This is a genomic window from Lentibacillus sp. JNUCC-1, assembly GCF_009741735.1.
GTDB lineage: Bacteria > Bacillota > Bacilli > Bacillales > Amphibacillaceae > Lentibacillus_B.
The window spans coordinates 1,334,715-1,354,224 of sequence record NZ_WHOH01000001.1 but is presented as its reverse complement, the minus strand read 5'-3'; the positions used below and the strand labels follow the sequence as shown (position 1 = coordinate 1,354,224).

Annotated in this window: 16 protein-coding genes and 2 pseudogenes; 14 read left to right on the top strand and 4 right to left on the bottom strand. The window is 44.7% G+C overall.

The window, feature by feature from the left end:
- Positions 1-697 precede the first annotated feature (697 nt).
- The gene (locus tag JNUCC1_RS06085) at positions 698-1,963 is read right to left on the bottom strand and encodes a hypothetical protein (RefSeq protein WP_156644573.1); all 1,266 of its coding nucleotides are present in this window, start codon (positions 1,961-1,963) and stop codon (positions 698-700) included.
- Between the two features lie 154 nt (positions 1,964-2,117).
- Between JNUCC1_RS06085 and JNUCC1_RS06080 the strand changes: the two genes are divergently transcribed.
- The 7 genes from JNUCC1_RS06080 to JNUCC1_RS18595 are packed head-to-tail and all read left to right on the top strand — an operon-like array spanning position 2,118 to position 7,110.
- Entirely contained in the window at positions 2,118-3,047 is a 930-nt protein-coding gene (locus JNUCC1_RS06080; protein WP_156644572.1) for a hypothetical protein, read from the top strand.
- 20 nt (positions 3,048-3,067) lie between these two features.
- On the top strand, positions 3,068-3,715 hold the full coding sequence (locus tag JNUCC1_RS06075) for a DUF4129 domain-containing protein (RefSeq protein WP_156644571.1): 648 nt from the start codon (positions 3,068-3,070) through the stop codon (positions 3,713-3,715).
- A 16-nt stretch (positions 3,716-3,731) separates the two neighbouring features.
- Positions 3,732-4,724: a DUF4350 domain-containing protein gene (locus JNUCC1_RS06070; RefSeq protein WP_156644570.1), complete on the top strand. Its 993-nt coding sequence runs from the start codon at positions 3,732-3,734 to the stop codon at positions 4,722-4,724.
- Entirely contained in the window at positions 4,721-4,870 is a 150-nt protein-coding gene (locus JNUCC1_RS06065) for a hypothetical protein (RefSeq protein ID WP_231747008.1), read from the top strand. Before JNUCC1_RS06070 ends, JNUCC1_RS06065 begins: the two co-directional genes overlap by 4 nt.
- Entirely contained in the window at positions 4,870-5,799 is a 930-nt protein-coding gene (locus JNUCC1_RS06060; protein ID WP_156645420.1) for an AAA family ATPase, read from the top strand. The genes JNUCC1_RS06065 and JNUCC1_RS06060 overlap by 1 nt, the downstream gene beginning before the upstream one ends.
- Positions 5,750-6,793: a DUF58 domain-containing protein gene (locus JNUCC1_RS06055; protein WP_231747007.1), complete on the top strand. Its 1,044-nt coding sequence runs from the start codon at positions 5,750-5,752 to the stop codon at positions 6,791-6,793. Before JNUCC1_RS06060 ends, JNUCC1_RS06055 begins: the two co-directional genes overlap by 50 nt.
- Before the next feature lie 2 nt (positions 6,794-6,795).
- A complete protein-coding gene (locus JNUCC1_RS18595) occupies positions 6,796-7,110 on the top strand; it encodes a hypothetical protein (RefSeq protein WP_231747006.1) in 315 nt (104 codons plus the stop codon).
- On the opposite strand, the pseudogene JNUCC1_RS06050 reads toward JNUCC1_RS18595, so the two are convergent.
- Positions 7,088-8,067 (bottom strand): annotated as a pseudogene (locus tag JNUCC1_RS06050) (stage II sporulation protein M). The gene JNUCC1_RS18595 and the pseudogene JNUCC1_RS06050 sit on opposite strands and share 23 nt — an antisense overlap.
- A 56-nt stretch (positions 8,068-8,123) precedes the next feature.
- On the opposite strand from JNUCC1_RS06050, the gene JNUCC1_RS06045 reads away from it, so the two are divergent.
- Positions 8,124-8,942, top strand: a complete 819-nt coding sequence (locus JNUCC1_RS06045; protein WP_231747005.1) for an RDD family protein — start codon at positions 8,124-8,126, stop codon at positions 8,940-8,942.
- Between the two features lie 168 nt (positions 8,943-9,110).
- Positions 9,111-9,323 carry a TM2 domain-containing protein gene (locus JNUCC1_RS06040; protein ID WP_156644567.1) on the top strand — a complete coding sequence of 71 codons (213 nt, stop codon included), beginning with the start codon at positions 9,111-9,113 and terminating at the stop codon, positions 9,321-9,323.
- Positions 9,324-9,974: 651 nt separating this feature from the next.
- Here the strand turns inward: JNUCC1_RS06040 and JNUCC1_RS06035 are convergent.
- Together JNUCC1_RS06035 and JNUCC1_RS06030 are read right to left on the bottom strand one after the other, a co-directional pair.
- Entirely contained in the window at positions 9,975-11,198 is a 1,224-nt protein-coding gene (locus JNUCC1_RS06035; RefSeq protein WP_156644566.1) for an IS110 family transposase, read from the bottom strand.
- Between the two features lie 714 nt (positions 11,199-11,912).
- Positions 11,913-12,290 carry a PH domain-containing protein gene (locus JNUCC1_RS06030; protein WP_156644565.1) on the bottom strand — a complete coding sequence of 126 codons (378 nt, stop codon included), beginning with the start codon at positions 12,288-12,290 and terminating at the stop codon, positions 11,913-11,915.
- A gap of 145 nt (positions 12,291-12,435) precedes the next feature.
- Between JNUCC1_RS06030 and JNUCC1_RS06025 the strand changes: the two genes are divergently transcribed.
- The 5 genes and pseudogenes from JNUCC1_RS06025 to JNUCC1_RS06005 all read left to right on the top strand — a co-directional run bounded on the left by JNUCC1_RS06025 (position 12,436) and on the right by JNUCC1_RS06005 (position 19,502).
- Entirely contained in the window at positions 12,436-13,038 is a 603-nt protein-coding gene (locus JNUCC1_RS06025; RefSeq protein ID WP_156644564.1) for a superoxide dismutase family protein, read from the top strand.
- Positions 13,039-13,240: 202 nt separating this feature from the next.
- Positions 13,241-14,308, top strand: a complete 1,068-nt coding sequence (locus JNUCC1_RS06020) for an RNA-guided endonuclease InsQ/TnpB family protein (protein WP_331713723.1) — start codon at positions 13,241-13,243, stop codon at positions 14,306-14,308.
- A gap of 154 nt (positions 14,309-14,462) precedes the next feature.
- Positions 14,463-14,966, top strand: a pseudogene (locus tag JNUCC1_RS06015) (ATP-binding cassette domain-containing protein); the annotation flags it as partial.
- 81 nt (positions 14,967-15,047) lie between these two features.
- The gene (locus tag JNUCC1_RS06010) at positions 15,048-16,244 is read left to right on the top strand and encodes an MFS transporter (RefSeq protein WP_156644561.1); all 1,197 of its coding nucleotides are present in this window, start codon (positions 15,048-15,050) and stop codon (positions 16,242-16,244) included.
- 90 nt (positions 16,245-16,334) lie between these two features.
- The gene (locus JNUCC1_RS06005; protein WP_156644560.1) at positions 16,335-19,502 is read left to right on the top strand and encodes a DEAD/DEAH box helicase; all 3,168 of its coding nucleotides are present in this window, start codon (positions 16,335-16,337) and stop codon (positions 19,500-19,502) included.
- Positions 19,503-19,510: the final 8 nt, after the last annotated feature.

Below are 19,510 nucleotides of genomic sequence, written 5' to 3'. Positions count from 1 at the left end.
TAGCCTTCCATCCTTTGTGACGACCTCCGGGGTCTCACCGAGGCTTTGCATCCAGCAGGAGTCTTCGTGTTTCCCCCGAGCTTGGTATGAGAGAGTATTCTCTAACTCTTATGTGAGTAGAATCGTCCAAGCCACTAAATTAAATAAAGTGATTGGAGCGGAGGGAAGTCAACTCCTGCGGAAACAGCACGAGTCCGAAGATTCCACAGCCTTACAATAGGGAGGGGCGACGTGCCAGCGGCTAGGAGACACTGTGAAAGTAGGTTTCTTGAACAGATGTCGCACTTGAGCTGTTATAAAGTTAAAGCGACTTCCCGCAGCGGAAATCACGGTGCTCTTACAAACATACATATATGAGGTTCGGATTTAGCTATATCGGAAATTTCACCTAGGATATCGGAAATTCTGAGGGTTATATCGGAATTTTTGAGGTATATATCGGCGTTTTCAACTCATATATCGGAAAATCACATGAAATTGCCATATAAACCGTAATTTAAAACTTCCTAAGATCGAGCTAAGAAGGTTTATTAAGTTTTCACTGATTCGCAGTTTGTGTCTACTGTCCTTCAAGGCTTATAAATATAAGAACAACAATCTTTTAAATAACAGCCAGACCTCCCGGAGGGCCATTCGACAAAAACCGGGAAGTGACAGGCACTTCCCGGTTTTTCTCACTTCCCGATTTTTGTGTGTGCTAGAGTTCGTTGAGTTCGATGTGTTGGCCGGTTGTGGCGTCTATGCCATATAGGCAGTCGAGTCGGCCGCTGAGGACATAATGACCGAGTGTTTGATCATATACATAGGTGGGGCTTAACTCAATATCGTCCCGCAACTGTTCAAAGGCTTCCTTTGCTGAAATACGGGCATTTTCAGCTGGAGTGTAATTTTCAAACATGTCCAGAAGCATTTTGTTATCGATGGCATTCACAGCTTCATAGTCAGTGCCGTCCAATACGACCTGAATCTTCCGCTGGAAATAAGCGTCACCAACGTCAGCGGGCTTCAGGTCAGCGAAAATATAGCCGTTCTCCCGACGCAGTCCGACAAGACGCCACTGGCCGCTGTCTTCCGGAAAAACGCGCTTTAGAAAACGCTTGGCCTCTTCAACACATACTGTTTCAGCTTCTGCTGTAATTGGCAATGTATCCGGATGTGCCTTGCGATTAAAAGCCTCGTCCGCAGTTGCCTTAAGAGCAAGATCCAACTCCTGCTGCTCAAAAGGGGTCTCATCCCGCTCATCCCACTCTAGAATCAAGTCCTTTTCAATCATCGTTCCGAGCACATTTTGACTTGAAAGACTGATCGTTTCCCGACCATCATTCTTAACAAAGGCTTCTTCAATTGTATAGATTGGCTGCCAACGCTCTTCACTCTCAATCGGTATATCAATCAGACGGCACTGCTGTTCTGCCACATATGCAATCTTGTCAAAAGTGAGGGCAAACGGTTCCCACTCTACTTCAGAGTCATTAGGGAAATGCCCGTCCATTGTGAACATCGTCAACTTGCCATCATCAAACTCTACTCCGATCCAACCAGTTGGGCTGACAGGGATATGATCCACGGCAGCCGCGAACGCAAATTCATCCTCATTCTGTTGAGCGAGGGTGAATTGTTTGCCATAAACGAGCCCGGTCATCTCTTCAATCCACTCAATAACATCAGATTCATTAGGCTCGGGATAAGATGCTTGATCTGCTAACGTCGTCTCATGCACAAACACAAGCCGGCGCAGTGCCTTTGAATGCAAATCAATATCGACAACAGCAGTGCCAGCGGGGTTAAAGTCTTCATCATCTGCGGCATCAACTGGGAACCACTCCGTTGAAAATACGTAATATGTTTCATTTAATATGTTTTTCTCGGGGAACAACTCATGACGAACAAGTCGATACTGATCGCCAAAACCGAGTCGTTTTTGAATATCATCAGCTGCTTCTTGCAAGCGTTCATCCATCATACATCAAACCTCATTTCGCTGGGATTACGTCCAGTATAGCAAAACATATCTTCATTTGAAAAAAAGACAAAATTCACGTGATAAACATATAAAAGATGATACAATGGACTATACGGATAAAAAAACGGGAGATTCAAAGGGAGGACCTCAAACGATGAATGGGAACGCACAAAGTCCAAAGAGCTTTGGACAAATCCTGGACTATACGTTCAGATTAAGTAAACGTTATTTTAAGGACTTTTTCCTGATTGTTCTTATCTTTACCGGACCAGTTTATTTAATCCAAGCTTTAATCGAGCTTGCTTCAGGGACCAGTCTCGTAACAGGACTTAGTGAGGGCGGATCGTATCTGGACAGACTCGTATCAAGTGTTGATGAGACCGCAAATACGAGCTTGTTTCAAGATGTTTTATTGATGCTGACGGGGTTGGTTTCGATCATTCTGGGACCACTTGCAGCTGTTGGTATTATGCATGGTGTCCATCATGCGAGCCGCGGAGAGCGAGTTGATGCTGGGGATCTGCTTAGAAGACCGCTGGCAAAACTCTGGCCGATTATTGGCAGCAGTCTGCTGGTTGGGGTGATTTTTTTCGCGATCGTGTTTGTACCGCTGATGATCATTATTTTCATGGGCGTTTTCGGAGCGTTTATTGAACCGATTTCGGCCATCCTTTTCTCAGTTTTAATGGGGCTTGGCCTAATGCTCGGTGTCGCTTTGCTTGCTGCGCGCTGGGGTTTTTATCTTGGACCGGTTGCATTTGAAAACAACACCCCCGGCATAGGAAGAAGCTGGCATCTTTCTAAAGGGCAGACTTGGAAAATCGTCGGTATTTTTCTCATACTGTTCATCATTACAGGGACGATTACGTCTGTGATCGATTTTGTCATGACGCTTTTGATGGGCTATAGTGTGTTGCACACTGTCTTGACGGGTGTGGTGACGCTCGTTCTTAATGTCATTATGTATGTCGGATATGCGGTCGTTTACTTTGATCTTAAAGTCAGAAATGATGCTGATGATCTGGAGGGTATGATTGCAGATTACAGTCAGACAGAACCAACTGAACCTCCATATCAGCAGTAAACACTAAAGCAGGTGATGAAGTGGCTAACGTTGATGAAGCCCGCGATAAACTGGATAAAATCTTGTCACAAAGAGAATATCAAGTGTACTACGAGGATAACCGCAACTTTTTGGAGATCGCCTGGGATAAGCTTAAAGCATGGGTGATGGACCTGTTGTCACAGATATTTACATCATTGGAGCCGTCCAACGCGCTGGGCAATGCCGTGGTCAGTGTCCTCATAATGTTGGTTGTCGCTCTCCTGGGGATCACCATCTGGCTGGTAGTTCGTTCAGCAGGACGGAAACGAAAATTCGGTGCCCATCCGCCACTTGAGGCGGGCAATGAATTATCCTGGTCATGGCAAAAACACCTGGCCAAGGCTGATGATTTTAGCGATAAGGGTGATTTTGCCGAGGCGACCCGGCACGTGTTCCTGGCGCTGCTTTTGTATTTTGACGAGATTGAATGGGTTAAAGCCAGAAGCTGGAAAACAAATTGGGAGTATTTTGCTGAGCTGAAGCGTGTAGATAAAAATGGAGCCGAGGCGTTTCAACGGCTGGCACTTATCTTTGATCAAGTATTTTACGGCGGCCAGTCAATGGAACGTGCCGATTATGAACGTTATCGCAAAGAAGCCGATCAATGGCTAGAGCTGGAACGTTTGCATCAGAAGGCTGAAAGTTGAGAGGGGAGGGTGATTTGTGAAAACGGCATTAGCAGATAAAAAAGGTTGGCTATGGATTGCCGGCTTGTTAATCGTATTGATCGGGGTGGGTTATTTGACCAAATCGGATCAGCCCAAACCATACCCGCCGTATACCCTCGACTCTCCTGCCCCAGATGGAATTAAAGGGTTTTATACATATTTGAAAGATACGTCAGCTGATGTAGCAGAATGGCGCTCATCACCAGAAAAACTCTCCTCCCGAAAAAACAGCAAGGATGAGCTGCTGGTGATGACGCAGCCGCCTTATATAGAAGAAAGTCAGGTTGAAGAGGCCTATCTGGATTATATCAAAAATGGCCATACAGTACTCATGCTGATGTCAAATCCGGATGGGATGCTCGGTATCAAGACGGAACTTATGCCGCTCGATCCAGAGACTGTGGTTAAAGATCATCAGGAACAAGATCATGAAGCAGTGATTAATTCCATGGTGCGTTTACGCGCTGAACAGGATGATGAGGTGCTCCTTTCAGATGATGACGGTGTGATTGGACTTAAGCGTTCTGTTGGTGAAGGCACACTCATTGCGATTAATGCCCCAAACTGGATGACCAACGAAGAGATCCTTGAACATGATCATCTGCCGCTCGTCCTGGATATATTTGCAGAAGCAGGTGCCGGCGAAAGCCAAATTCTATTTGATACGTCCAGCGGAAGAACAGCCACGGGAGGGCGGCTGATCGACGTATTCCCCGACTGGATTGTCGCGCTCTCGATATTGGCACTTGTCTGGACAGTCTTTTGGCTATTGTATCAAGGGAAACGTTTCGGCAGAGTCGTCACGCCGCGCGAAGCAACTGTCCGTTTCAGCGATGAGCGAATCAGGGCGCTCGGAGCCTGGTATTTACGCGGCCAGCAGTATCCGGACGCTGTAGCCATTCAGGCGGATTTTCTTAAATTTCTGCTTCAGGAACGTTGGGGGTTCCATACAGACATCCATGGCATGACGTTACTGACATGCTGGTGAGGAAACTCAATCATATACCGGAGAAAGAGATCCAATCGTTTATAACAGACCTTGAAGTTGTCTTGCAAAAAGACCGTATGAGTAAACAGGAATTTCTGCAATGGACGAAAAGGATTGATCAAGTGAGAAAAGAGGTAGAAGCATGATGAGGGAACAATTAAACGCATTACTCGAAAGATATGAAACACAAATTCTCGGACAACCGAAAAATACGAAACTGTTGCTTTCGGCGATTCTATCAGACGGCCATGTTCTGCTCGAAGGCGTGCCGGGCACGGGTAAAACTCAGATGGTGCGGACGCTGGCAGCTCTTCTCGGTGGAACGTTTAATCGGATTCAGTTTACACCAGATCTCCTGCCAAGTGATATTACCGGAAGTGAAATTTACAACATGAAAGATGGCGGCTTTGAAACATTGAAAGGGCCGATTTTCACAAATGTGCTGCTAGCCGACGAGATTAACCGGACACCTGCAAAAACACAGGCTGCTCTCTTGGAAGCCATGGAAGAAAAGCAAGTGACGATCCACGGAACAACTTACAATTTGCCTGACGTATTTTTTGTCGTGGCCACACAGAACCCGATCGAATTTGAAGGCACGTACCCATTACCAGAAGCACAGCAGGACCGCTTTTTATTCAAATTGAAGATTGATTTTCCATCGTTTGAAGAAGAAACCGATGTGTTAAAGCAGGTGATTGAAGGTACACTGGCCCCGTCAGCAAGTGAAGTTCTTTTGGATATGGACACTTTTCTCGCCATTAAAAAGGATATCGAAAAGGTCACCTTGCATGAAGACGTGCTTGGCTACATTATGCAAATTGTCCGGCAGACACGCACAACGGAATCCATTCGCTTTGGTGCCAGCACACGTGCGGCGATCTCTATTGGACGTGCAGCGAAGGCTTGGGCCTACTTAACAGATCGAGATTACGTCACACCGGATGATGTGAAAATGGTGGCCGTTCCTGCACTCAGACACCGGATACAAATTTCTCCTCATATGGAACTGGAGGGCGTAACCATTGACCAAATCGTTGAAGAACTTGTGGGCGCGGTTACTGTTCCGAGATAGAGGGATTGTTCCGACAAAACGCTTTTTGATTCTGTTTGGGATATACGGTGTGGTGATGATCGTACTGGCGGCAACAGCAGGCATGGGCTGGTTACAGCTCATTGTGACAACGGTTTTGCTTATTGCGCTCAGCCTGATTGATCAGGTCGCCTCACCCAGACGAAAAGATCTGACTTTTAAACGCGAGATGCCGAACGAACTGGAACGTGATGTGACCTCGGAAGTGACATTGGCCATCACCAATACATCCAGCCGGACGGGAAGCCTTATTATAAAAGATGATGTCCACCAGTCCATCCATGCGGCACTGCCTTTAAAAACGTACGTACCGCCTCAATCGCGTATAACTGCTTCATATGAAATAACAGCACCGATACGTGGGGATTACCATTTGGAGGCATTATTTGTGCGGATTGCGAGCAGGTTCAAATTGTGGGAGAAGCAAACAGCGGTACAGCTTTCAGATTCATATAAAGTCATCCCAGATTTGACCGACACAAGGCATTTCCTCGAAAATGCCCAGCAATTTCTGCTGCATGAAGGGATTCAGGTTCGTAAAATGCATAGAGGTGAAGGAGAATTTGCCCAGATCAGGAACTACGTGGTGGGGGATGACCCCCGTAAGATCAATTGGCGGCAAACAGCCAAACTGCGTGAACTGATGACCAATGAATACGAACCTGAGCATGGCAAACACATTACGATTTTAATTGATTGCGGTCGGATGATGGGGAGTGAATTGTCTCAAGGCAACCGTCTCGAAAAAGCACTCGAGGCAGCAATGACTGTGGCAGCAGCGGCTTTGAAAAATGGAGATTACGTAGGGCTGCTTGCCTTTGGAACACGGGTTCAGACGCATGTCCCTGCAGCAAAAGGTATGGATCATATGCAAACCATTCTGCATGCGATTTATAACCTTAAGGTGGAGGCGGGAGAATCCAACTATGCAGAGATGATGACCTATCTCCAGACCACCCAGAAAAAAGAAGCCTGATTATGCTGTTTAGTGATGTACACACATTTTTGCACGAAGAGAGCGCCCTTGTTTATTTACAACGGCTTCGCAGGCGTCATATGTTTATGATGATCGGTGTTCTGGACGAGTGGCTTGAAGCCCAAACAAAAGCGATGCCGGATGAAGTGCGTGGTGCCATGACCAAAACGATGGCCCAGCAGCAAATGCAAATTAAAAAGCATAGAAAAGCAAAATGGGAACGCCAAGGACTTGTGATGATCGAAGCGAAAGAGGAGCGACTGGCTACAGCAGCCGTCTCCAATTATATTCGCATTATGAATCAAGGGCTGCTTTAGCATCGGCCTTATCAAGCAGCAATTTCCCAACCAAGGTGTAGAGGATCAGACCAAACACAGTGACAATCGCAACGGCATACTTTGTTTCAAGTGATAAACTGGCTGGCGTAATGAAGCCTTCGATGATCCCGGCAATAACGAATAACGGAATCGTACCGAGCAGGAGCTGGACAGAACGCCGTGCTTGCACTTTGAGCTGATATCCTCTGGAATAGGCTCCCGGAGCGAATAATTTATAGCCCATCAGCAGCCCGGCTCCCCTGCTATAAAAATAGCTGCCAGCTCGATCATGCCGTGAGGAACAATATAAGCCCAGAACTCGTAAGTCATACCGTGGTTCCAGAATAACCCGGCAAGCGCTCCGATGAGCACCCCGTTATAGACCATTAAGTAAGTGGTTAAAAGACCGAACGTGACGCCACCGGCAAACGCCAGGAAAGCGACCTGTATATTATTGGTCATAATTTCTGCAGACATGGAAGCAGAGTCAATAGAATCATGATTTTCTCCCAATTGATCAGGAGCAACGCTTTGAACCATATCACTCGGCAGAATCGTGTAAATATGCAGCGGATCATTGATCACCGCTAGAAACGCGGCCAGTCCGCCAAAAACAAATAGTAATGTGGCCACAAGGACTGCTTTCCACTGTTCGATCAAAAGGCCGACAAACGTTGTACTGAAGAAATGACGCACTTGTTTAAAGCTGGAGACTTGATCTTTGTATAATAAATTATGGCTTTTCGCTACAAGATCGTTGAGGTAAAATGTTACCTCTTCATCGGGAAAATAGGTCTGGCTGTACGATAAATGCTGAGCTGTTTTTTGATAAAGTGCATTAAATCTTTCAATCTCTGCACCTGTCACATGTTTGCGGTTTTTATGCAGCGCTGCCATCACAGCTTCAAGTTCATGCCACTCATCCCGGTGCAGTTTAACAAATTGTTGAACCTTCAAAAAAACCCTCCTAACGGTCGTTGATATTGCTTCTATTATACGTTGTCTTTTAAAGAATGAAAACATTTGATTTGAAAGGGGTGATTGTTATGCAGGAAGAACGGGTGGATGTTAAAACACCGGAATATGTTTCGCTCAATTTCAGTCTGGCTGGACTCGGGAGCCGCGCAGCCGCATTGATCATTGACCAAATTCTCATATCAATTGTCATGCTCGCATTTATGTTGATATTCTTCTTTGCCATGGGAGCGGATTTAGTCGGTGATTCCTTGTGGCCATTTGCCGTATTAATCATTGTTGTCTTCATTTTAAACTATGGCTATTATTTCGTAGCGGAATACTTTTTTGCAGGTCGGACAATCGGCAAACGCTTAATGGGGATTCGTGTTATTCAGGAAAATGGCCACAGCATCACGCTCTTGTCCAGTCTGATTCGTAACCTGGTCCGAATTGTAGACATGCTGCCACAAGGTTATTTTATTGGGATGCTGATGGTCTTCCTCCATCCGAAACATAAACGTCTTGGAGATCTCGCAGCCGGGACAATTGTTGTCCATGAGCGAAAGGTGAAAAAGAAGGCATCTTCTGCTCTGGAAACAGAAATCAGCATGCGGCAACTTACCAAAGACAGCACTCTGATCGCGGGGGCGAATCTGAGTGCCCTTGGACAAAAGGAATGGAATTTGCTTAAAACGTATGTCCACAGACTGCCGCAACTGGATCCATCAACCAGAGTCTCCATGACAAGACAACTCGCCAGCGCCATCTTCCCTAAAGCGAATCTGGCCGTCGGAACAAAAACAAATAAGCAACTTGAAGACATCCTGATCGTTTTGTATTTGAATTTACGAGATGAATGGGAGTATGAGCTTTAACGTTTGCTTTGACGTCAGGTTAAATTAGTTCACATTTAATATTAATTATAATTGCATAGTTAATTTAGTTAAGGTATAGTTACGATGTGAACGAAATGTGTCGAAAGTTTGTCGAAAAAAAGAAAACAATGACTTTTGACATTTTGTTGAGGGGAGGTGAGATAATAGATGAAATCAGACAAAGACTGGCTTGTAACTGTTTTGCTATCATTTTTCTTAGGCGGATTTGGTGTACATCGTTTTTACGTTGGTAAAATCGGAACCGGTATCTTGATGCTTGTAACACTAGGAGCTTTTGGTGTGTGGACCCTAGTTGACTTCATTGTCATTTTGGTTGGTAAGTTTCGCGACAAAGAAGGTAATTTGATTACCAATAAATAGGGGAGATAGCCAAAAAACCGGCGTGCTTGTTAAGTACACCGGTTTTTTGGTCTTTACTTATATTATCTCTAAAAAGGTTGTTGCTTTTACGTTAAATCCCACTAACGAATAGTAGACACAAACTGCGAAACAGTGAAAACTTGGGATGACTGCTTCTGGCAACCGCTCGGGGAAAACACTCCGCGTCCAGTGGGCGCTGTTGAGCCTCCTCGGTCTATCGACCTCCGGGGTCTCACCGAGGCTTTTCCTCCCACAGGAGTCTCCGAGTTTTCCCCGAGCTAGGGGAGTGTTGTTTATCTTCTTGCTTTATTGGGTTGAACGTTGAAGCGCATATAGGGGCTGGAAATCACTCATAAACGGAATAAATGCTCATAAGTAAACCGAGATTACGTCTGAATTGGAAATAATACGTATAAATGGACCTAGTACTAACTGTTTAAGAGTGTTCACGTTCTTACTTGTTTTCTTGAACAGGACCGTCCAAGCATTCAATTAATATAAAGTGATTGGAGCGGAGGGAAGTCGACTCCTACCATGAAAATAAAAATACTATAAAACTTAAAAATGGCAACACTAAAGTAGACGCAGCTCATTCATTTTTAAAAAAGTAGGAGAGCGCCAATGTCTAATGGCTATAGAATCAGTAAGATGTTAAGATACTTCTTGTTCCTTAATATCAACTGTATATCCTAAACTTTCTAGGCGGCGCAGTGAATGGTTAACAATAGATTGTTTTCTTTGCTTGTCGAAGTGATCTTCGCCTAAATCTACATACATCTCTTTACGAGTTAGTAGATAGTAGGCTATTCGTAAAATGGCATGAGCAACTACAATTGCTGCTCGTTTTCTACCCTTACGGGCAGCCGTACGACGATAGAGTGCTCCGAGATAGGTCTTGGAACCCCGAAGTGAATGAGCTGCTTCAATTAATGCAGATTTCAAATATTTATTTCCATTCCTAGTTCTAGATGATTTACGTTTCCCAGCACTTTCATTATTACCGGGAACTAACCCCGCCCATGAACACATTTGTGGTGCAGTAGGAAATTGTTTTTTAATATTTGTTCCAAGCTCTGCAAGTATTTGTTCAGCCATTCTTGTTGCGATTCCTGGGATTGAATCCAGTCGCTCAATATCTTCCTGATATTCACTCATTCTTTGAGCTATCTCTTCATCAAGCATATCTATTGTGTTAGTAAGGTAATCATAGTGGTCTATAATAGTCTTTATCATGAACCGCTGATGATCTTGTATATAACCTTGTAGAGCAAGTTTTAGTTGTTCTTTTTTCTGTTTCATTACGCCTCTTGCATAATTGGCTAAAACATCAAGGTCTTCAACGCCATTAGCTATAGACCGAAGCATATCAAGAGAAGAGACGCCTGTAATGTTAGAAACAACAGAACCTAGTTTGATGTTAGCGCCTTCTAGGACTTTCTGAATTCGATTGAGTTGTCTCGCACGTTCTTCGATGATGCTTCTACGATACCGAACAAGTTCACGTAGTTCCCTTTGTTTCCGATCTGGAATGAAGCTAGCCTTTAGTAAACCATGACGAAGAAGCTTAGCAATCCATTCAGCATCTTTGACATCTGTTTTTCTTCCTGGAACAGCTTTAATATGTTGCGCATTCACTACTAGGAATTCAATATCTTCTGCTTCTAACAAATTAACAATTGGTTTCCAGTAGACACTCGTGCTTTCCATCGCAACATGTGTGCATTTGTGTTCCTTGATCCAATCCACTAATCCGATCAGATAAACAGTTTTGGTTGAAAATGTTTCAATCTCCTTTCCTTTTGGTGTGATAATGCATGCAGTAATGTTGTCTTTGTGGACATCCAAACCGCATGCTCTTTCAATGAGTATATCCATTGAAAAGCATCCTTTCTACGGCATCAAATATTTTAAGGCTGGCGCAACAACCAGAATAGGGTTAATCTACCATGAGTGCTTCCCGAAAGGGAGCAACAATAAGTGATGCGCCGTGGTCGAAGGAGTCAGACTGCGGGTAGGGCTCTAAGGCACCAAGGAGTATCGACCTTCCTCATCCAGCCGTAGCACTAGTATCGCCACCCTACATCTATTTTCATCCCCTTGTGGTGTATAGCGTTTTTTGCGATACATGGTTGACTGCGGGAACAGCACGAGTCCGAAGAACCCACAGCGTTACATTAGGGAGGGTCGACTAAAACCGTCCTTTGCGGACAACGTCGACATACCCCTTGCCGGGGCAAGGAGGCATCAGGGGATGTTCGATTAAAACCGGCGCGTCCTGCGCCAACATCGAACGACCTGCCTCCTGCAGGCCCCTTGGCTAGAAGACACTGTGAAAGTGATTTTCTTAAACAGATGTCGCACTTGAGCTGTGGTGAAGTTAAAGCGACTTCCCGCAGCGGAAATCACGATGCTCTCATGAAGAAATGTAACGTGCTTCATCACTTTTTTAGAGACCTAGTAAGTTCGGGTTTTACGGATATTGGGCCTTAATATTCATTAAAACCCTATACGACCCCCATTAATAATAGTGTCCTAATAAAACAACAACCGGTGTCCATGGTAGAGGCACCGGTTGTTGTATTAATAGAATTAGCCTGTCACATACGCATTCAATACACTTTGCACCTTGAAAATGTTCAGCTGCTTGTTGAATGTTTTTTCAACCGGTGCACTGCTGCCGGAGACCCAGATTTTCATTTCTGCGTCAAGGTCAAAGGTGCCAGCCGTCTCGATTGAAAAATGAGTGATGCTTTTATACGGGATAGAATGATAATCGGTCTTCTTTCCGGTTACACCCTGCTTGTCTACAAGAATCAGTCGTCTATTGGTGAAAACGAGAAGATCCCGAACCAGTTTGTACGCGTGCTCCACGTTCTCACCAGAAGATAATAATTCCCCAAGTTCCTTTTCCACGTCAGAATTTGCTATTTCAGACGCATTGCCCATCATGCCATCAAACAAACCCATCTGTACCACCTCCAAAATATGTGCTCTCATTATAACAGCTGCATGGGATATAGATCTATCATTTTTTGTTCAGCCACACGTTTAATTCTCAACCTCCATGAGCATAATTGAAATGATATAGATCAATGATATGGAGGTATGTGTGATGTTGAATAAAAACTGGCTGCTGGGGTGTGTTTTGACTTTTTTTGTGATCACTCTGGCAGCGTGTAATCCTTCTCCGGATGCTACACCTGAGCAACAAGAAACTGAAGATCCTGGAGTGGAGACGTCTAAAGCCGCAGAAGCAGGGCCTGAGCAGGTAGAGACAACGCTCATTAACTCAGAAAATGAAACAATTGGCTCTGCCGTTTTAACGGAAAAACCTGATGGGGTGCATATTAAGCTTGAGGCAAAGGATCTTCCGCCGGGCAAGCACGGTTTTCATATCCACGAAAAGGGTGTCTGTGAACCGCCATCCTTCAAAAGTGCAGGGGGGCACTTCAACCCGACCAACAAAGAGCATGGGTTTGACAATCCTGAAGGCCCCCATGCAGGCGACTTGCTTAATATAGAAGTTTCCAAAAGCGGGACAGTTATGACTGAAGCCTTAGCTGACAAAGTCACATTAAAGCCTGATCAGCCCAATTCACTCCTTGATGGAGAGGGTACGGCATTAATGATTCATGCCAAAGCCGATGATTATAAATCACAGCCGGCTGGTGATGCGGGAGATCGGATTGCATGTGGTGTGATTGGGGCTGAATGATATTTTGAAGGGCTGCTGTTTCATTTGTACAACAGCGGCTCTTTTTACCGTACTAATGAGCGGGAAAGCCCATTCCTTCAGGTGTGGGATGAGAGCGAATATATTAAGACATGATCTTAAAAATAGTAGGGTCAAAACAATTAAAATAAAACTAGAACTTATGTTCCCCTTTGTGATATAATATATATGAGGAGGTGAAATGGTGCCAACAATTTCTCTGAAAGTAGAATTGCTAAAGCCGACAATAGAAAAACAAAATGTGTATCAAACAATGACACAAACAAACACGGATTTCGCTAATTGGCTTTTAACTTATGACGATCTAAACAAAGCGACATCCAAAGTTTTCAAGCTGTTCTCATCCAACAAACAACTGCCCTCAGCAGTTGTTAATCAAACGATTCGGGATGTAAAAAGTCAAAAGAGACACCAAAAAGTGAAAAAATATAAACGACTCTGGTGTGCTTTCAATAACCAAAACGCCAAAATAGAATATGACAGCCTTTATAAAATCAGCTTCCCGACACTTGAAAAACGCATCGGCGTGCCTTTGGTCGTCCGACCGTTTCAGCAAAAATGGCTCGATAAGATTTTAAACGGTGAAGCCAAACAAGGTACGGTTGACCTTTTTAAAAAGAGAGGCCGCTGGTTTGTGACAATTGCCATTTCCTATGCCGTAGAAAAAACGAACAATGAGAAGGTATTGGGTATTGACCTTGGGTTGAAAAACATCGCCACATGCAGTGTCGGCACGAAAAGTTTATTTTTTAAAGGCAATCAAATAGCCTTCAAAAGAAGAAGATTTTCTTCAAGAAGACGCAAGCTGGGCAAGCTGAAAAAACTTCAAGCTATCAAAAAATCAAAAGATAAAGAGTCCCTTTGGATGAGAGAAATGAATCATACCATATCCCGTCGAATCATACGGTTTGCCAGGTCCAACGGTGTTGGACTGATCAGAATGGAAGATTTGACAGGTATTCGCATGGCTAAATCAAAAAAAGAAGCAGGCAGAAACCTAAACAATTGGAGTTTCCATCAGCTTCAGACATTCATTCAGTATAAAGCAGAAATGGCAGGCATCACGGTTGAATATGTCGTGCCAAATTATACATCGCAAACATGTAAATGCGGAAATTGTGACAAGCAAAACCGCAATGGTTTGAGGTTCAAATGTAAAAAGTGCAGCTATAAAAACCACGCGGATTTAAATGCAAGCATCAATATCGCAAAAGCCCTGTCAGGCATCTCCAAACATAAACAAGTTATATAACTTGTGTACCGGTAACAGGTATACCGCCAATTGCGGTACAATTCATAACGCAGTTGGACGGGGCCATGGCAGCCCCCTTAACTTGAGGCTAGTTCAAAACCAAAAGGGACTGCGAACGTCTTAGCACTCGAGAATCCCACTGCTTTAGCTGTGGGAGTGTCAACACCGTTATCCGCATGAATTCTCAGGCGGGCAGCGGCAACGGATAGGCATTGCACGTGCTTTGGCACTCCAGCCTAAACTGGTAGTTGCTGACGAACCTGTCAGTGCACTTGATGTATCGATTCAAGCTCAAGTGATTAATTTGCTTAAAGAACTACAAACAGAATTCGGACTGACATATTTGTTTATCGCTCATGACCTGGCTATGGTCAGATATTTAAGCGACAGGATTGGTGTTATGAAAAATGGCCGGCTTGTTGAAATGGCTGATAGCGATGAACTGTACAATCATGCTTTTCACCCCTATACACAATCGCTGTTGTCAGCGGTGCTCACACCAGATCCGCGCCTGGAACGTTATCGAGAGCGTATGCATTATGATGAATCAGCGTGGGAAGCAGAAGACGCAGCGGCGTCCTTAATGGAAATTAAACCAGGACATTGGGTCAGATGCACTGAAAAAATGTATGCGCGTTATCGTCAATCTCTTGAATAATGAACCGGAAACAAGTCTTTGTTTATTTTGCCTTCGTTGTCCTGTATAATATATTTCTATACACGAAAGAAGGGACAAACCATGGACGTCAACACAACTCAACAGACACAATCAAGTCCAGATAAAATTTGGTCACGAGATTTCGTGCTCATTTGTCTGGCTAATTTTTTTATTTTTCTCGGCTTCCAAATGACACTGCCGACATTGCCGCTGTTTGTGAAAGAACTGGGCGGAAGTGATCAGATGATCGGGGTGATCGTGGGCAGTTTCACGTTTACTGCACTGATTTTCCGGCCCTATGCCGGACATGCTCTGGAATCAAAAGGCCGTCAGTTTGTTTATATGGTAGGGATTGCTGTCTTTACAGTTTCACTCGGAACGTTCGCGTTTATTACAACGATTGCCTTCCTAATCATGATGCGCATGGCTCAGGGAATCGGGTTTGGCCTTGCGTCAACTGCAACAGGGACCATTGCAACAGACCTTATTCCTCCAAAACGGCGCGGAGAGGGGATGGGTTACTTTGGTTTATCCGGTAACCTTGCACTGGCATTCGGACCAGCACTGGGACTGACCCTTGCAGGCATTATCTCGTTCAAGGCTTTGTTTTTGATAACAGCTGCCCTTGGTTTGACAGCCTTTTTGCTTGCATCACTCATTCGTTATAAAAAGGTAGAACAGTCACCGAACAAAGCAGTTACTGTTAAATTTGATATTTTTGAGAAAACAGCATTGCAGCCGTCTATTCTGCTGTTTTTCATTACGTTCACGTTTGGTGGAATTGCATCATTTTTACCTTTATATGCTGCTAAAAAAGACATCCCAGGCATTGAAGGGTATTTCCTGGTGTACGCGTTGTTCCTCATGGTTTCCCGCTTGTTCGCAGGAAAAATCTATGACCGGCGTGGCCATATTGCTGTTTTTCTCCCCGGCACGGTTCTCATTTTTATTGCCATGATCCTTTTATCATGGCTGCCAAATATGGGTGTTATGCTATTGGCCGCGGGCATCTACGGGCTCGGATTTGGTGCTGTACAGCCTGCCCTGCAAGCATGGGCGGTTGACGAAGCGCCAGGCAATCGTAAAGGCATGGCGAATGCCACGTTTTTCTCATTCTTTGACCTCGGGGTTGGGTTAGGCGCTCTTATATTTGGGCAAATTGCCTTTATGTTTGACTATGCGGTGATCTATGCAACAGCAGCAGGTTCGGTGCTCTTTTCGATGATGCTGTATATTTACTTGTTACTCAGAGCCCGAAAGAACACACCGAGTACTTGATGGAGTGCTTTTAACTTGAGTAAAAGTCATGTATAATATGGGATTGAACAAATTCGAGCGTAAATTTAAAGGGAAGACAGGAGCGAGAGCATGAATGCCATTAGTAATTTGAATATCCAGCGCCTTTTTCCGGATCAGACGTTTCGCCGCGGCTTTGACTATTACCGGCGTAACCTTGTCAGTGATCTCAAATATGACCGCAATTTCGAACTATGGACGGCTATTGTCAGCGGAACTGAAGATTACTTTGTTGAAATCGATACATCGGACTTGGGAAATGGAATTCTAAAGACTCGGTGTGAATGCCCCGCCTATGCAACATATGATTCCTGTAAGCATGTGGTGGCAGCGCTTCTGAGCATTGCCAACGACGATTTTCAAGACCCTTCTGTTCTTAAATATAAAATGACGAACAGGTTCATGGAAGCTGTATCAAGAACCAATGAAGCCTCCCGAGGAAATCTTGATTTTAAGGGTGAGCGTGTGCCGATGCACGTGGAATATATCCTGAAACAAGACCATAATGATAGGCTGCAGTTGGAAATGAAAGCTGGTGCTGCCCGTTTGTATGTCGTTAAAAATATCGGTGATTTTTTAGAACATATTTTGCAGGAACCAGCAAGCTACACATTCACGAAAACATTTGCCTATTCCTCGGAAGAGCATTATTTTCTCGAGCAGGACCGGGCCATTTTTCAAATTCTCAATGCCATTATTCAAAATGAGGAACTGTACAGAGGGGACATCCCCTATTATCTGGATACATGGTCGAGTTCTAAACGCCGTCTCACGATACCGCCACTTGTGGTCCATGAGCTTTTGAGTCTGCTGTCAGAACGGGATGTCAAATTAGAGACTAACGAAGGGTCGTATGAAGATATCTCTATGGTGACAGGCGATTTGCCACTTCAGTTTGCTTTGCAAAAGAATGCTGAAGACGATCTCGTGCTTGATGTTGGCCGGTTTAAGGAAATGGAATATTTCAGTGACTATAAATTGTTGTTTTATAATGGGACTTTCCATAGACCTGACAACCAACAACTTGCGCTCTTGGATTCCCTTTATGACCTGGGCCAGATCAGCGGTGAGTTGCCGGTTCCCGCAGAACAGGCTGATGCTTTCGTCTCTGAAGTTCTGCCTTCGTTAAAGAAGCTGGGCAGCGTGGGTATCAGTGACGATGTGGCGCGGGGTATTGTGCAAAAACCGCTTAAAGCAAAACTGTTTCTTGATCTTGAGGAAGCTGCCATTACAGGCAACTTGGAATACCATTACGGACACCATCTGATCCATCCTTTTCAAGATGATGCCGAACGTGACGTTATGATCGTTCGGGATGTTGAACAGGAACAAAAAATCATGCAGCTGATTGAATACGCCAATTTCCGTTATAATGGACGGCACTTATACATTCAGCTTGATGAAGATGATTTGTATGTCTTTTTGTATGAGATCCTGCCTGTACTGGATGAGCATGTAGAGCTCTATTTGACCACAGCTGTCCAGAATCTCATTGTCGACAATGCCCCGTCCCCAACAACAAGAGTCAGTGTTGACGCGGCCACAAACCTGTTGGAAATTGGCTTCGATTTGAGCGGTATCGATCAAGATGAAGTAACAAACATTTTGGATGCTGTCATCGAGAAGAAGCGGTATTACCGGATGAAGAATGGCGGCTTGTTGTCCTTAGAAACCAATGAATTCGAATCGGTCGGCCAGCTGTTTGCCGATTTGAACATTGATAAAGGAGATATTCAAGACGGACGTGTAGAGATGCCTGTTTACCGGAGCACCCAGGTTGACGAGCTTATTGATACGAAAAAGAGCTATGATCCCTCTTTTCAGAAATTGCTCCATCAGCTTAAAGCACCTGAAGAGCAGGTCTATGACCTGCCGGACAATCTCAATGCAACGTTGCGGAACTATCAAATTACTGGATATCAGTGGTTCAAGTCGCTGAGCCATTATCATCTGGGCGGGATTCTTGCTGATGACATGGGTCTTGGTAAGACATTGCAGACGATCGCCTATCTGCTGTCGGAGCCGAAAGAACATCCGCATCTCATTGTTGTGCCTTCTTCAGTTGTTTATAACTGGAAGAATGAATGTGACAAATTTGCCCCAGACCTTGAGGTGGCGATTATGACCGGTACTCCCCAGGAACGGCTTCAGAAACTGACTGATCGCAAGGACGCAGATGTATGGATTGTTTCTTACGGGACTCTGCGGCAGGACTTTGAACTGTATCAAGAGCAGACGTTTCAAACGATGATTCTGGATGAGGCCCAGTATATCAAAAACTATGCAACGAAAACATCTCGTGCGATCCGGCAAATTAAAGCTGGACGTCGTTTTGCTCTGACAGGAACCCCGATTGAAAATTCAATAGATGAATTATGGGCGATTTTCCAAGTGATTTTACCAGGGTTGATGCCCAATCAACGTGCGTTTCGTCAACTTTCACATGAAAAGGTCGCTGCTTTGACGCGGCCATTTATCTTACGCCGTCTGAAAAGGGATGTCCTGACAGAATTGCCGGAGAAAATTGAGACAGTCCATCACTCAGAATTGACGGACGAACAGCGCAATCTGTACGTCGGTTATTTACGGAAGCTGCAATCCGAAACCGCCGCTTCACTCCAACAAGGCGGATTCAATCAGAACCGCATGAAAATACTAGCTGGCTTGACGCGTTTGAGACAGATTTGCTGTCATCCAGCTTTGTTCATGGAGAACTACACCGGCCATTCCGGTAAACTGGAGCAATTGCTTGAAACGGTGGAGAACGCCAAAGCCAGCGGTCGGCGAATGTTGATCTTTTCCCAATTTACCAGCATGCATGAGATCATTATGAAAGCACTGGATACACGCGACATTGATTACTTCTATCTGCATGGAGGTACCAACTCCGAAGCACGCGTGGAGATGAGCAATCGTTTCAACGACGGTGAAAAGGATGTTTTCCTAATCTCCTTGAAAGCGGGGGGCACAGGTCTGAACCTGACTGGAGCTGATACAGTCATTCTGTATGATTTATGGTGGAACCCGGCTGTGGAAGACCAAGCTGCTGGCAGAGCGCACCGTTTCGGACAAAAAAATGTCGTCCAAGTGATCCGACTCATTTCCGAAGGCACGATTGAAGAGAAAATATATGAATTGCAGCAGAAAAAGCGGGAGTTGATCGATCAGGTCATCCAACCCGGCGAAACGATGCTCTCAAGCTTGTCCGAGGATGATGTCCGGGAATTGCTGAGCATTTAATATGGCTT